At 36.9% G+C, this 15160-nt stretch carries 15 protein-coding genes; 10 read left to right on the forward strand and 5 right to left on the reverse strand.

From position 1 onward, the window contains the following. Positions 1-24: 24 nt before the first annotated feature. From BXU11_RS10190 to BXU11_RS10205, 4 genes are all read right to left on the reverse strand, one after another. Positions 25-783, reverse strand: coding sequence for a rhomboid family intramembrane serine protease (locus BXU11_RS10190; protein WP_139363487.1), 759 nt, complete (start codon positions 781-783; stop codon positions 25-27). After that, positions 780-2639, reverse strand: coding sequence for a DNA mismatch repair endonuclease MutL (gene mutL / locus BXU11_RS10195; protein ID WP_078212452.1), 1860 nt, complete (start codon positions 2637-2639; stop codon positions 780-782). The genes BXU11_RS10190 and mutL overlap by 4 nt, the downstream gene beginning before the upstream one ends. 168 nt (positions 2640-2807) lie before the next feature. Further along, a complete protein-coding gene (ribH, locus tag BXU11_RS10200) occupies positions 2808-3380 on the reverse strand; it encodes a 6,7-dimethyl-8-ribityllumazine synthase (RefSeq protein ID WP_024981308.1) in 573 nt (190 codons plus the stop codon). Between the two features lie 319 nt (positions 3381-3699). Then, a complete protein-coding gene (locus BXU11_RS10205; RefSeq protein WP_078212453.1) occupies positions 3700-4473 on the reverse strand; it encodes a tol-pal system YbgF family protein in 774 nt (257 codons plus the stop codon). 201 nt (positions 4474-4674) lie between these two features. Between BXU11_RS10205 and BXU11_RS10210 the strand changes: the two genes are divergently transcribed. The 8 genes from BXU11_RS10210 to BXU11_RS10245 all read left to right on the forward strand — a co-directional run bounded on the left by BXU11_RS10210 (position 4675) and on the right by BXU11_RS10245 (position 11974). Then, the gene (locus BXU11_RS10210; protein WP_078212454.1) at positions 4675-5754 is read left to right on the forward strand and encodes a DNA replication/repair protein RecF; all 1080 of its coding nucleotides are present in this window, start codon (positions 4675-4677) and stop codon (positions 5752-5754) included. Positions 5755-6053: 299 nt separating this feature from the next. Beyond that, positions 6054-6752: a thioredoxin domain-containing protein gene (locus BXU11_RS10215; RefSeq protein WP_078212455.1), complete on the forward strand. Its 699-nt coding sequence runs from the start codon at positions 6054-6056 to the stop codon at positions 6750-6752. A 3-nt stretch (positions 6753-6755) separates the two neighbouring features. Further along, on the forward strand, positions 6756-7427 hold the full coding sequence (locus BXU11_RS10220) for a DUF2461 domain-containing protein (RefSeq protein ID WP_078212456.1): 672 nt from the start codon (positions 6756-6758) through the stop codon (positions 7425-7427). A gap of 31 nt (positions 7428-7458) precedes the next feature. Further along, entirely contained in the window at positions 7459-8472 is a 1014-nt protein-coding gene (gene murB, locus BXU11_RS10225) for a UDP-N-acetylmuramate dehydrogenase (RefSeq protein ID WP_078212457.1), read from the forward strand. A gap of 149 nt (positions 8473-8621) precedes the next feature. Further along, a complete protein-coding gene (locus BXU11_RS10230) occupies positions 8622-9236 on the forward strand; it encodes an FMN-binding negative transcriptional regulator (RefSeq protein ID WP_078212458.1) in 615 nt (204 codons plus the stop codon). A 73-nt stretch (positions 9237-9309) separates the two neighbouring features. Further along, positions 9310-10416 carry a glycosyltransferase gene (locus BXU11_RS10235; RefSeq protein ID WP_078212459.1) on the forward strand — a complete coding sequence of 369 codons (1107 nt, stop codon included), beginning with the start codon at positions 9310-9312 and terminating at the stop codon, positions 10414-10416. After that, on the forward strand, positions 10407-10958 hold the full coding sequence (locus tag BXU11_RS10240; RefSeq protein ID WP_078212460.1) for an RNA polymerase sigma factor: 552 nt from the start codon (positions 10407-10409) through the stop codon (positions 10956-10958). Before BXU11_RS10235 ends, BXU11_RS10240 begins: the two co-directional genes overlap by 10 nt. Positions 10959-11155: 197 nt before the next feature. Beyond that, a complete protein-coding gene (locus BXU11_RS10245) occupies positions 11156-11974 on the forward strand; it encodes an energy transducer TonB (RefSeq protein WP_078212461.1) in 819 nt (272 codons plus the stop codon). Positions 11975-12272: 298 nt separating this feature from the next. Here the strand turns inward: BXU11_RS10245 and BXU11_RS10250 are convergent, their stop codons facing one another. After that, entirely contained in the window at positions 12273-13025 is a 753-nt protein-coding gene (locus tag BXU11_RS10250) for a glycerophosphodiester phosphodiesterase family protein (protein ID WP_024981297.1), read from the reverse strand. A gap of 215 nt (positions 13026-13240) precedes the next feature. Between BXU11_RS10250 and lipA the strand changes: the two genes are divergently transcribed. Both lipA and gap read left to right on the forward strand, forming a co-directional pair. Continuing rightward, positions 13241-14110 (forward strand): lipoyl synthase, encoded by an 870-nt coding sequence (gene lipA, locus BXU11_RS10255; RefSeq protein ID WP_024981296.1) that lies wholly within the window; start codon positions 13241-13243, stop codon positions 14108-14110. A 47-nt stretch (positions 14111-14157) separates the two neighbouring features. After that, positions 14158-15150 (forward strand): type I glyceraldehyde-3-phosphate dehydrogenase, encoded by a 993-nt coding sequence (gene gap, locus BXU11_RS10260; RefSeq protein ID WP_078212462.1) that lies wholly within the window; start codon positions 14158-14160, stop codon positions 15148-15150. The last annotated feature ends 10 nt before the right edge of the window (positions 15151-15160 follow it).

Consider the following 15160-nt stretch of genomic DNA (forward strand, 5'->3'; position numbering starts at 1 on the left):
ACTACTGAACAGTACTTGCTTAATTTAATTCCAACGATTGTTGTTGAATTGATTTTTTTTCCAATACCACATCATCAAGAACCCAATTAATGCGCCGCCTAAGTGGGCAAAGTGAGCAATCCCAGATGAACCGCCAAAAATAGAACCACCAGACACACCCGAATATAAGTCGATCAACAATAATCCTGGCACAAAATACTTTGCTTTGATGGGCACAGGAATAAACAGTAAAGCTAATTCAGCATTAGGAAACATGAACGCAAAAGCAACTAAAAGACCATAAATTGCTCCTGAAGCTCCTACCATTGTCCCCATGTAAGCACTAATAAACTCTCTAAACTCGGTCACGGTTAACAATTCTTGCCAACGTGTATCCATTTTCCCTTCACTTAAAATCTGTAAAATTTCGGGTTTTGAAAATCCATTAGCCACTAAGGTATCTATTGCATTTTCGAAGAAATAATAATTAACTCCAGTATGCAACAAGGCTGCACCTAAACCACAGGAAATATAAAAAAACAGAAATTTTTTACCTCCCCAAAAATGTTCTAAGGCCGATCCAAACGAATACAACGCAAACATATTGAACAAAATGTGCATTACATTTGGTAATGGAGCATGCATAAACATGTGGGTAAAGATTTGCCATGAATGAAAATCAGGATTCCCAAAATAATACATGGACAACAAGTGATATGCAGGTTCTCCCACAATCATGGAACCTACATAAAACAATACGTTAATAATCAACAATTGCTTAACGGTTGGGGTAATATTCATCATACAGCAAATTTTTTATCTAAATCTTCCACACGCATCGTAATGAAAGTAGGTTTATTAAAAGGAGAAATATTGGGCTCTTTACAAGCAAAAAGTCCGTTGACTACATTTTCTTGTTCTTTTTCATTCAAATACGTTCCCGTTTTTACTGCTAAGCTTTTCGCCATTGACTTGGCTATGGTATCGCTTTGACTAAAACTGTTTTCGGGAATTCCATCGTGCAAATCGGCTAATAATTGTTCGATAACCAAAGCCACTTCACTTTCGGAAATGGTTACTGGAATCCCAGAAATCACCACATGATCTGTAGCCGAAGTATCAAAAACAAAACCTGTCGCAGTCAATGTACTTTGTAATTCCGTAATTAAAACCATTTCATCATTAGAAAAAAACAAATTCAACGGAAACAACAATTGCTGACTAGCCGCTTGGTGCATCGTCATATTGGTTAAAAACTGTTCGTATAAAATACGTTGGTGGGCTCGTTGTTGATCTACAATTAGCATTCCTGATTTTATAGGCGAAACAATATATTTTTTATGGATTTGATAGGTTTTTTGAACCGCTTGCTCTACTTCAGTATCTGAAAATAGCGCAGAGGAAATGGCATCCGTTTCAAAAGCCATACTTACAAATTGCTCCGGTTCTGGCTCGGGATCTTGCGTTAAACCAACATACAAACTCTCCCAATTGGAAGTGCTTTCAGGCTTTTTGTAAGTCGAAAAAGATTTTTTTGGCGCAGCATCAACCACTGCAAAAGGATTAAAATCACCATTTACTTCGATAGTAGGAAAAGAACCTTCTACATCTTTGTAATGATAGGGCGTGTCTAAATTAGCATCACGATCAAAATCCAAAACTGGAGCAACGTTAAACTGTCCTAAACTATGCTTGATGGAAGCCCTAAGAATCGCGTACAAGGCATGTTCATCGTCAAATTTTATTTCGGTTTTGGTGGGATGAATGTTGATATCAATAGTATTGGGCTCCACAGTAAGGTACAAAAAGTAACTGGGTTGCAAACCGTCTTTTAGTATGCCGTCAAAAGCTGCCATCACCGCATGGTGCAAATAACCACTTTTTATGAATCGGTCATTGACAAAGAAAAACTGTTCACCTCTACTCTTTTTGGCAAATTCGGGTTTGCTAACAAAACCTTGAATGGTGACAATTTCTGTCTCTTCGTTGACGGGTACCAATTTTTCGTTGGTTTTACCCGCAAAAATACCCACAATACGTTGGCGCAAAGTAGCTGGAGGCAAATTAAACATTTCGCTTCCGTTGTGGAAAAAAGTAAAGTGAATATTGGGATGTGCCATCACAACGCGTTGAAATTCATCGACAATATGACGAAACTCAACCGTATCAGATTTTAAAAAGTTACGACGCGCAGGAATATTGAAAAAAAGATTTTTTACAGCAAAAGAGGTGCCTTTCGGCAAAACAGCCACTTCTTGCGATACAAACTTACTACCTTCGATAATAATATGCGTACCTAATTCTTCTTGATCTTGTTTGCTTTTCATTTCCACATGCGCAATCGCAGCAATGGATGCTAAGGCTTCACCCCGAAATCCTTTGGTGTTTAACGAGAATAAATCTTCGGCCAAGCGTATTTTGGATGTGGCGTGTCGTGCAAAACACAAACGCGCATCCGTTACACTCATACCTACTCCATTATCTATAACTTGTATCAAAGATTTTCCGGCATCTTTAATAATCAATTTGATATCGGTAGCTTTGGCATCGACAGCATTTTCTAGTAATTCTTTTACTACAGAAGCAGGTCGTTGCACTACTTCACCAGCAGCAATTTGGTTAGCGACATGATCGGGAAGCAATTGAATAATACTAGACATTAAAAATTATAGATTAGGGTTTTCTGATGGTGGTTTATGTTTTAAAACCAAGGAGGACAAATTTAAGTAAAAACTATTCGATTTTACTAGCGATCTACTCATAAAAAAAAACAAAAAACCTACACTATTTTGGGTAGTGTAGGCTTTGTAAAAAAGTGCTCTACCACATTATTCTTCAAGCTGTAAAGGCTTGTCTTCGATTTGAAGTGCGCCAGCTCCTAACAAATTTTGAGGTTGAAATTGGTGCGTTAAGGTAGCTTGATGACGAATGTACGCCATTTTAATAGCAGCAATCGCGGCTTCAGTACCTTTGTTGCCATGAATACCTCCACTACGGTCAATGGATTGCTGCATGGTGTTGTCCGTTAACACACAAAAAATAACCGGAGTATCGGTTTGTACATTAAGATCTTTAATGCCTTGCGTAACGCCTTCGCAAACAAAATCAAAGTGCTTGGTCTCGCCTTGAATAACGCATCCAATCACAATAACTGCATCTACGTTTTGCGTTTGCAACATTTTTTTTGCACCATAAATCAACTCGAAACTCCCTGGCACGTTCCAACGTATGATGTGTTGTGGGGGCACTTGATTTTCAATGAGCGCTTGAAAAGCACCATTGAACAATCCTTCTGTTATGGTTTCATTCCATTCGGCCACAACGATTCCGAAGCGGAAATCTTTGGCGTCTGGTACTTCGTTTTTGTTATAATCCGATAAATTTCTGTTTTCGGTTGCCATTGTATTATTTCATTTAAATTAAACGCTTGTCAAATGGTTGTTTTTCTTTGGATGCTTATAGATAAGAAACCATGTTTCCTGATAGCCCCGATGGGAGGGAATATCCTTTTTTTACATCTGTCAGGTTTTAAAACCTGACAGATGTAAAAAAAGATAGGAAGGACAGCGGGACGATGTTGGTAAAAAGGCCCAATTCCTGCTGCTCCAAACAACACCATAAATATAGGTATAAAAAAAGAGGTTAAAAATAAAAGGATTCAAAATTTACTTCGAATTCTTTTGCTTTCTAACCTCTTTTGGTTTGAAAAAATTAGTACTGTTACTGTGCTAATCCTATCAATCCATCAACTGAAGCTGCTTCAGGAGATGCATCAAAATTTTCTTTGATGTCTGTAAAATATTTTAAAGCTTCTTCTTTTTTACCTAAGCTCAAAGCTGTTTTACCTGCTTTTAATAAGAAACGAGGCGTTGTAAAGTCGTTTTTGTTGCTTTCAGCTGCTTTTACATAAAAACCAAGAGCTTCTTCGGCTTTGTTGGTTTGAGAGTAAGCATCACCAATTGCACCTTTGGCTAAAGCACTTAAAATAGCGTCTTTTGAACTGAATTTTTCTAAATAACTGATCGCCTCAGCGTATTTACCTGTATTTAGGTAAGCGATACCTGCGTAGTAATTCGCCAAATTTCCTGCGTCTGTTCCTGAATACTCATCTGCAATTTTAACAAATCCGAATTTACCTTCAGAACCATTCAAGGCCAATTTGTATAACGAATCACTCGCAACACCATCGGTTGCTTTTTGAAAGTTTTGTTGCGCTACGAACATTTCGTTAGCTGCCTCTTCTTCTTTTGGAGTAGCAATAAATTTTTGATATGCTAAATATCCTACAGTTATCAAAGCAATACCTGCTACGATACCAATAATGATTTTTTGGTTTTTGGCAACAAAATCTTCAGTTTTTGATGCTGTTTCGTCTAGCTTAGAGAAAACTTCAGCAGTAGCGCTGTCTTTTTCATTAATTTGAACTTCTTCTATAGGTTCTTTAACTTCTTTCTCTTTTGGTGTTTTATATCCTCGTTTGCTGTAAGTAGCCATTTAAAATTAATTTAGTGAGTCGCAAAAATAAAATTTTTATTCAAACCCACACAAAAAAAATCACTTTTATATTCAGTTTAAGATTCATTCTTGCTTCAATGCATGAAAAACCAAATAATATGGATAATTTTCAATAATTTGCACCCCTTAAAAATAGCACTCAAAAAAGAGGTTATTACCAATACAAGAGAAGCTTAAAACATGTATTTAAAAAAAATTTCTTTATTCAATTATAAAAATTTTACCGAAGTTGAATTTGAATTTGACAACAAGATTAATTGTTTTGTTGGAAGAAATGGCGTTGGAAAAACAAATGTTCTGGATGCCATCTATCATTTGGCGTATGGAAAAAGTTATTTCAATCCATTGGCGATTCAAAACATCAGACACGGTGAAGATTTTTTTGTAATTGATGCTTTGTTTGAAAAAAATGAGCGCAACGAACAAATTGTTTGCAGCATCAAAAAAGGGCAAAAAAAGATTTTAAAAAGAAACGGTAAAGCCTATGACAAATTTTCTGACCATATTGGTTTCATTCCACTGGTCATTATTTCGCCTGCCGACCGTGACCTTATTATAGAAGGAAGCGAAACCCGACGTAAGTTTATGGACAGCGTGATTTCGCAACTCGACGCGACCTATTTGCAACAATTGATTCAGTATCAAAAAACCATCAGTCAGCGCAACGCTTTATTGAAGTATTTTGCATTAAATCATGTATTCGACAACGATACTTTATCTATTTATAACGAGCAATTGGATGGTTTTGCATCCTTACTTTTCGAAAAAAGAAAAGCCTTTATTGCTGAATTTTTACCTATTTTCAATAAGCATCATCAAGCCATTACAGGAAGTGCAGAACAAGTGCAACTGGTTTATGAAAGTCATCTTTATGAGAATACACTCTTGAATTTACTAAATGAAAATTTAGCCAAAGACCGAGCGTTACAGTACACCAGTGTTGGCATTCACAAAGATGATTTGTCGTTTGAAATTGATTCGTTTCCTATCAAAAAATTTGGATCGCAAGGGCAACAAAAATCATTTTTGATTGCGCTTAAACTCGCTCAATTTGATTTCCTAAAACAACAAAGTGGCGTAAAACCGATACTACTTTTTGATGATATTTTTGATAAGCTAGATGAATTTCGGGTAGCCAAAATTATCGAAATGGTAAAAGACGATTCTTTTGGACAACTCTTTATATCGGACACTCATCCCGAAAGAACCGAGGCCATATTGCAATCGACTTACCAAAGCTATACGGTTTTCAATTTGTAGCAACCAAAAAGAACGCGCTGTAGCATTCAAGATTTGAAGTGTTTTATTTCATCCAAAGCTTAAAAAATAATTACTTTTACATAAAAAAAAATAGGACTATCCATAATTCATACCAAGAGATTAAATATTGAAAATATCCTTTGCGTCTCTGCGCCTTTGCGAGCCAAATTTCACGCAAAGTCGCAGAGACGCAAAGAATAGAGAGAATAAAGGTTAATGAAAAACATTCCACAATTAATTTATTCTCCAAAATGGTACCAGTCGAGGATAGTCACTTAGAAAAACAACTATAAACAACTATGAAGAACATTTTTATCATCGCATTGGCAATGCTTTTTAGTTTTACTTCTTGCCAAAGTCAAACTTTAAAAAACACACAAGTAGTAGAAGCTTCAGCTTTTGCAGAGAAAATAAAAAACAACCCTAACGCACAAATCCTTGACGTAAGAACCCCTCAAGAATTTGCGGGCGACCATATTGAAAATGCCAAAAACGTCAATTGGCTCAATGCTGATTTCGCCACAATTGCTGCAACATTAGACAAAACAAAACCAGTTTTTGTGTATTGCAAATCGGGAAATCGCAGCAACAAAGCAGCAACAAAACTTTCGGAAATGGGATTCAAAACCATTTATGACCTTCAAGGTGGCATCCTGAAATGGGATGCAGTTGGACTTTCAAAACCAAGCGAAAAACTCGTTGGAATCAATCGCCAACAATTTGAAGCACTTTTGAACTCAGACAAAAAAGTACTAATCAATTTCTTCGCCCCTTGGTGTGCGCCTTGCAAAAAAATGGAGCCTTTCATTTTAAAAATGCAAAAAGAAAATAGCGACAAAGTTGTTATTGTTCGTTTGAACGCCGATGAAAACAAAACCATTATGAAAGAATTAAAAGTAGAAGAACTTCCAACCCTACTTTTGTACGAAAACAACAACCTAAAATGGAAAAGTAGCGGATTTGTAAACGAAGAAGATTTGAAAAAACAAATACTATAAATTATGGTTTCGGAAAGTACGATACAATTCTTAAAAGATTTAAAAACCAACAACAACAGAGAGTGGTTTTTAGATAATAAAAAACGATACGAAGCGGTAAAAAAAGAATACTATCAACTAACCGCTGATTTCCTAGATAGTATGAAGAATTTAGATCCAGCTTTAGCACTTTTGGAAGTAAAAAACTGTGTATTCAGAATCAATCGCGATATTCGTTTTTCAAAAGACAAATCACCATATAAAACCCATTTGGGCATTTGGCTATCCACCGGTGCCAAAAATGCTGAAGCGGCTGGATATTATTTACAAATCGATGCCGAAAATCCTTTTGTTGGCGGCGGAATGTATTGTCCTCAACCCGAACAAATTCAGAAAATCCGAAAAGAAATTAACTTTTTTTATGACGATTTAATAGCCATAACTAGCGACAAGGATTTCGTCTCCAATTACAAAGCACTGAATCGTGACGAAAATTCAACGTTAAAAAATCCGCCAAGAGGCTACGAAAAAGACAACCCAGCGATTGAATTTTTAAAATTGAAAAGCTACACCGCCACCGAAAATTTCAATCCTGAACTTTTGACGCACAAAGATTTTATTCCGTTAATGGTTCAAAAAATGATTGCTTTGCGCCCGCTAAACGAATTCCTCAACAGAGCTTTAGAAATAGAATAACCTGTTTGCAACAGACAAAATAATAATCCCTATGGAAATCCTTGAAAATTTTTCGTTAAAAAAATACAACACTTTTGGCATTGAAGCCAAAGCCAAACAATTCATTGCCGTTCACTCTACAGAAGAACTACAACAAGTTTTAGCAAAGCATCCCAACGAAAAAAAATTCATTTTGGGTGGAGGTAGCAATATGTTGTTAACCCAAGACATTGACGCCTTGGTCATCCACATCGATTTGAAAGGAAAAAAAATAATCGATGCCAATGACGATTTTGTTTGGGTGGAAGCCCAAGCTGGCGAAAACTGGCACGAGTTCGTACTTTGGGCCATCGACCAAGATTTTGGTGGACTTGAAAACATGTCGCTTATTCCGGGTAATGTAGGTACCACTCCCGTTCAAAACATTGGCGCTTACGGCACCGAAATCAAGGATACTTTTGTTTCGTGCCACGCGATGCACATAGCCACCCAAGAAATCAAAAGTTTCACCAATGCCGATTGCCATTTTGGATACCGCGAAAGCATTTTCAAAAACGAAGTAAAAGACCAATTCGTCATCACCAGCGTGATTTTCAAATTAACCAAAACAAATCACCACATCAACACCTCTTATGGCGATATTACTGGAGAATTAGCCAAAAACAACATTGAGCAACCTACGCTAAAAGACGTGAGCAACGCCGTAATCGCCATCCGACAAAGCAAATTACCCGACCCAAAAGAACTAGGCAACAGCGGTAGTTTCTTTAAAAACCCAATTATTCCAAAAGCCGATTTCGAAAGCATCCATAAAAAATTCCCCGAAATGCGCTTTTTTGAGGTCTCTCCTACCGAGGTCAAAGTGCCTGCTGGTTGGCTTATCGAGCAAGCGGGCTTCAAAGGCAAACGCTTTGGCGACGCCGGAATCCACAAAAATCAAGCACTGGTGCTTGTCAATTATGGCAACGCAACGGGTCAAGAAATCGTGGCGGTCTCCAAAAACATCCAAGAAACCATTTTCAACACCTTTGGCATCCACATCGAAGCCGAAGTGAATATCATTTAGGAGCAAAACAATAGGCCATTCAGGAAACAAGGTTCCCGCTTTTCGCTATAATCTTTTGTGCCGAACCCCGGCACAAAAGGATTTCCGCTTCAATCGGGGCTAGCGAGCCACAAAAGGCATTTTTGTAAACATCCAAAAATCTCAAAAAAATGTACACACCCGATATTTACCAACTAGAAAATCCCGATAGCATTCGCGCCTTTCTAAAAGAAAATGCTTTTGGTATATTAATCAATCAGACCAACGGAAAATTATGGGCCACGCACATCCCAATGGAATTGGATTATAATAGCGAAGGAAAAGAAATCTTGCACGGTCACCTCTCCAAAGAAAACCCACAAGGCAGCGCTTTTGAAGACAATGCTGAAGTTTTAGCCGTTTTTACAGGTCCACACGCTTACATTTCGTCTTCTTGGTACGACCACGAAAACGTCCCAACTTGGAATTACACCGCCGTTCACGTATACGGAAAAGTAAAAATCATTCACGGAGAAGCCGTAATCGAATCTCTAACAAAATTGGTAGACAAATACGAACAAGCCTCAGCCTGTCCGGTAAAAGTTAGCGAATTATCCAAAGCTACGATGCGACAAGCCAATGGCGTAATTGGCTTTGAAATTGAAATCACCCAAATCGAAGCGACACAAAAAATGTCTCAAAATCGCGACGACCACAATTATAAAAACATAATTCAAGAGCTAGAAAAAACGCAATCATCTTCAGCTATTGCCGTTGCAGAAGAAATGAAAAAATTAAGAAAGTAAATGACCGATTGTATGGAAAGTTTGCAATTGATAATTAACTTTGCAGCCATCTTATCAGAAACCAATTAGCACAATGTTTTTATATCTACTATACTTTTTTATCGCCTTAATTGTAATACAATTTGTATACTATATCGGTGTTTTTAGTAAATTTTCCTTCACAAAACCAGAAGCAATTACCCCAAAAAACATTCCTATTTCGGTAATCGTTTGTGCCAAAAATGAAGAAGAAAACGTAAAAGAATACATTCCTATTCTTGCACAACAAGACTATCCAACCTTTGAATTAGTGCTGATAGATGACGCTTCTAGCGACGAAACATTAGAGGTTTTTGAAGCCTTTGAACAACAATACCCAAACATTCGATTAGTTAAAGTAAAAAACAACGAAGCTTTTTGGGGTAATAAAAAGTACGCCATGACCTTGGGTATTAAAGCCGCAAAATACGAGCATTTGCTATTCACAGATGCCGATTGCTTCCCGCTTACCAAAGACTGGATTACCAATATGTCCGCTCATTTTGACCGTGACAAAAAAATAGTTTTAGGCTACGGAGGTTATACCAAAATCGCCAATTCTTTTTTAAACAAAATCATACGCTACGAAACCGTATTAACGGCGATTCAATATTTTTCTTGGGCAAAAATCGGAAAACCCTATATGGGCGTGGGACGCAATTTGGCCTACAAAAAAGAAGTTTTTTTTAGTGTAAATGGTTTCATTGAGCATATCCAAATCCGATCTGGAGACGATGATTTATTCATCAACCAAGCAGCGAATGCAGACAATACAATAATCGCAACTTCGCCAGAAAGTTTCACTTATTCTGAGCCTAAAAAAACATACAAAGAATGGTTCAATCAAAAAAGAAGACATGTTACCACTGCCGAACATTACAAAACCAGTGATCAAGTGCAATTGTCCGTGTTTTATGCTGCACAATTACTCTTTCTACTTGTTGGGGTAACTTTGTTATGTTTTCAATACCAGTGGATTTTGGTGGCTAGTTTGATGGCCTTTCGCTATCTATTTTCTTGGATTAGTTTTGGGTTTGGAGCTAAAAAATTAAAAGAAAAAGATATTATTTATTGGTTTCCTTTACTTGAAATCTGGCTTATATTCATGCAAATGAATATCTTTATTACCAATATTTTTTCAAAACCCGTACATTGGAAATAACCCACAACATTGACAAAGCCAAAAAAGGCGATCAAATTGCTTTTACCTTTTTATTAGACCACTTTTGGAACGAAGTGTACGGCTTTATGCTCAAAAGAACCGAAAACGAAACAGACGCCGAAGACATCACCATAGAAACTTTTTCGAAAGCCTTCGACAAAATAAGCACCTACAACAGCGAATTTCAATTTAACACTTGGCTAATTGCTATCGCCAAAAATGTACACATTGATTTGCTTCGTAAAAAAAAATCGAACCTATTTGTCGAAATCACAGACGAGCAAGATCGCCAAGCCTACAATATTGCCGACACTACTCCTTCTGCAGAGGACGAGTTAATCATAGAACAAAACTTATCTCAATTACTTCTTTTTATCAAAGAGTTAAAACCACATTATCAAGAAGTCATTCAATTGCGTTACTTTCAAGAATTAAGCTACCAAGAAATCGCCAATAAAATTGACGAACCCATTAGTAATGTAAAAATTAAACTCCTGAGAGCTAAAAAGTTACTAGCAGAAATCATTCAGCAAAAACGCTAGTTTCATCAAAAACCAGGATTTTTTATTTTTATTTTTTCAACAAAAATACCGCTAAACTACATATTGAATACAAAAAAAGTTAAATACTTAAAACTATTTTTATAATTTAACACAATAACAAAACACTTATCAACGTTGTTAAATATAAAAATACAGCTTATGATACTATAGTTACTTAACCTCTAAAACTATACACCATGAATTCAAGTATTTACGAAAGCCGTTGGATTGAAATTGTTTTTGCCGACAGAAACAAAACGTATGGCGCCTATCAATTGCGTCAGGAAAGCACCAAGAACACTATTTCCGCATTTTTTCTTGGAGTTGTAGTAGTTTTATCCGTGATTAGTGTTGCAGTACTAATCAACAAACTCAATTCGAACACCCTTACCGAACCTGAGATTCCAGAATTCGTGGTTCGTCCGATAGATTTAGACGCAATAATTCCTGTAACTCCAGACGAGCCCGTTAAAAAAACGACCCTTCCAAGTGTGAAAAACCCAGTTGAAACAGTGGTAACCGCAAAGCAAATGACGAATCCTCAAATAGTAAACGCACAAGCAGCGACTACAGAAGTACCAACAAACAATGAGTTCACGCAATCGAATACTACAACCGCTGTAAGTGGTGAGGCAACAACTGGAACGGTGACTACTGCAACACAAGGCACAACTCCCGAAGCAGAAGCACCCAATAATAGCATTGTCAACACCACTATGTTAGACAAATCACCAGAATTTCCTGGTGGAATGAAAAAATTCTATAGCTACGTGGGGAATAACTTTGCAAAACCAGACATCGAAGGATTAGAAACTATCCGTATATCGGTAGCTTTTGTAATCGAAAAAGACGGAAGTTTGACTGACATTCGCGTATTAAAAGATCCTGGTTACGGATTAGGACAAGAAGCTGTTCGAGTTTTGAAATCACTGAAAACGAAATGGACGCCAGGGATTTTAAACGGTAAGCCCATGCGCACCGCATACACTCTACCAATTATAATAAAATCAGAATAAAAACCAAACAAGGAGGTTGCCTAAACCAACCTCCTTATACTTTCAAGATAAAACACTTCGCTCCTAGTCGATCTTAAAACTATCCACTTAATTCTATTTTACACAGCATTTTGCGCTAGGAATTACTTCACTTATACTATTTTCATAGGAGTTCAGTGAACTTCGTTTGCAGTGAAAATCCTTTTTGAGGCTTTTTTTGCCGCAAAAAGATTGTAACGTAAAAGCCCGACCCATGTGGTAACGCCCAAAAAGTGAAATTTAAAAAAAGGGCTGTTTAGTGAAGATTAAACGAAAAAATCTATTTCTGAGAACGCTCGGGAAAATCTGTAATTACGCCACTTACTTTCAAACGCTTCATCTGAGCAATATCCTCAGGATTATTAACCGTCCAAGGGAAAATTTTAAAATTATTTGCTTTCAAAATGGCTACGTTTTCGGCATTTAAGAACTTAAAATTTGGATTAATAGCTTGTACCTGCAATTCCTTTCCTGTAGCAATAATCTTTTCTATTGGATCTTTATGCACCAATAAACCAATTGCAATGGAACGATTCAAGTTTCTCATTTTTTGCAACTCTTCAACCCTAAAACTTGAAATGAAAAAATGTTTGATTTTCCATCCTTTTTTCAAATAACTTTCGATGATTTTATAAGTATCAACTGCTGTATGCTCTCCTTTTAATTCAATATTAAGCACGGCTCGTTTATCAATTTTTTCAATCACCTCTTGCAAAGTAGGTATTTGATGCTTTCCTGCAACTTTTAACTCACGTAACTCCTTAAAATCAAAATCTTCAATTTTACCTTTTATTCCCGTAAGCCTTTCTAAATTATTATCATGAAAAACGACCAACTCCCCAGATTTTATTTTAAACACGTCAATCTCTAACATATCTGCTTTTAACTCCACTGCTTTCCCTACAGATGCTAAAGTGTTTTCCGTTTCATGTCCCATAGCACCACGGTGGCCACAAACCAGAAACTGATTCGAACTACAACTCATAAATAAAAAAGATCCTGCACAAAATCCCAACAATGTAAAATACTTCATGTTTTTTTTAGTTTTATTGAAACAAAAATATAAAACTTCATTCGCGCAACCTACAAATTTTCAAGAGCATTCAAACTTTTATTTTTAACAACAAAAGGATCTAAGTATCGCTCTTATTTAGCATAACTTTACTTTATTTCACTAAGCCCATACCACAACTTCTTTTTTTTTCAATGCAACTTTACCTTATCTTTGTGCTTCTGAAAATTGAACATATGGAAACTGCTACAGAAAATACATTACCCGTAGGAAAACCAAAATGGTTAAAAGTTAAATTACCTATTGGTCAAAAATATACTGAATTAAGAGGATTAGTTGACAAATATAGCTTAAATACGATTTGCACCTCAGGAAGCTGCCCCAACATGGGAGAATGCTGGGGAGAAGGCACCGCTACCTTTATGATTTTAGGAAATATCTGTACCCGCTCTTGTGGTTTTTGTGGTGTAAAAACAGGTCGTCCAGAAACCATCGATTGGGATGAACCAGAAAAAGTAGCTCGATCAATAAAAATCATGAAAATCAAACACGCGGTCATTACCAGTGTAGATAGAGATGATGTGAAAGATGGAGGCTCGATCATTTGGAACGAAACGGTTAAAGCCATTCGAAGAATGAATCCAACCACGACACTTGAAACACTTATTCCAGATTTTCAAGGAATAGAACGCAACATTGATCGTATTGTTGAGGCAAATCCAGAAGTAGTATCGCACAACATAGAAACCGTTCGTCGCTTAACGCGTGAAGTACGTATTCAAGCCAAATATGACCGTAGTCTTGAAGTGTTGCGCTATTTAAAAGAAAAAGGCATCAACAGAACCAAATCTGGCATTATGCTGGGACTTGGAGAACAAGAGGAAGAAGTTTTTCAATCCCTAAGAGACTTGCAACAAGCCAATGTGGACATCGTTACTATAGGGCAATATTTACAACCTAGCAAAAAACACCTTCCGGTAAAAGAGTTTATCACACCAGAACAATTTGCCAAATACGAAGCCTACGCTTTATCACTAGGCTTTAGACATGTTGAAAGTGGCCCACTAGTACGTTCATCATACAAGGCTCAAAAACATATTTTGTAGACCCTATATAACAAATCTCATTAACCAAAAAAAACAAAACCAACTCATTGAAAACAAGAATTGCTATAAATGGTTTTGGTCGAATTGGCCGTAACTTATTTCGCCTTTTATTGGATCACCCTAGCATTGAAGTTATTGCCATCAACGATATTGCCGATATTGCTACGATGGCGCATTTAATTAAATACGATAGCATTCATGGGGTTTTGAACAAAAAGGTGAACTATGACGCCACGGGTCTACTAATTGACGAGACTCATTACTTGTTTTTTAACGAAAAAAAAGTAAGTGATCTAGATTGGAAAAAGCACAATATCGATTACGTCATCGAATCAACTGGAAAACACAAGACTTTTGAAGAGATCAATGCCCATATTGTAGCGGGAGCTAAAAAAGTGATTCTATCTGCTCCCGCCGAAGTAGAAAACATCAAAACAGTCGTGCTAGGAGTAAACGAAGCAATCTTAGACGGTTCGGAAACTATAATTTCTAACGCAAGTTGCACCACCAACAATGCTGCTCCAATGATTAAAATTATCGATGAATTGTGCGGCATAGAACAAGCGTACATAACAACGATACATTCATACACTACCGATCAAAGCTTACACGACCAGCCTCACAAGGATTTACGAAGAGCACGTGGAGCCAGTCAATCTATCGTTCCTACGACTACAGGAGCAGCAAAAGCATTGACCAAAATATTCCCTAAACTAGAAGGTAAAATTGGAGGTTGTGGAATCCGAGTTCCAGTGCCCGATGGTTCGTTAACCGATATTACTTTTAATGTAAAACGAGCCGTAAGTATCCAAGAAATAAATGAAGCATTTAAAAAAGCTTCTCAAAACGAACTCAAAAACATCCTCGATTATACAGAAGACCCAATCGTATCTGTTGACATCATTGGCAATACCCATTCGTGTTTATTTGACGGTCAGCTTACTTCTGTTATCGACAAAATGGTAAAAGTAGTGGGCTGGTATGATAACGAAATTGGATATTCATCACGAATTATAGATTTAATACTCCACACAAGATAGACTGTACCAA

This window comes from Flavobacterium sp. LM5 (assembly GCF_002017945.1).
Taxonomy (GTDB): Bacteria; Bacteroidota; Bacteroidia; order Flavobacteriales; family Flavobacteriaceae; genus Flavobacterium; species Flavobacterium succinicans.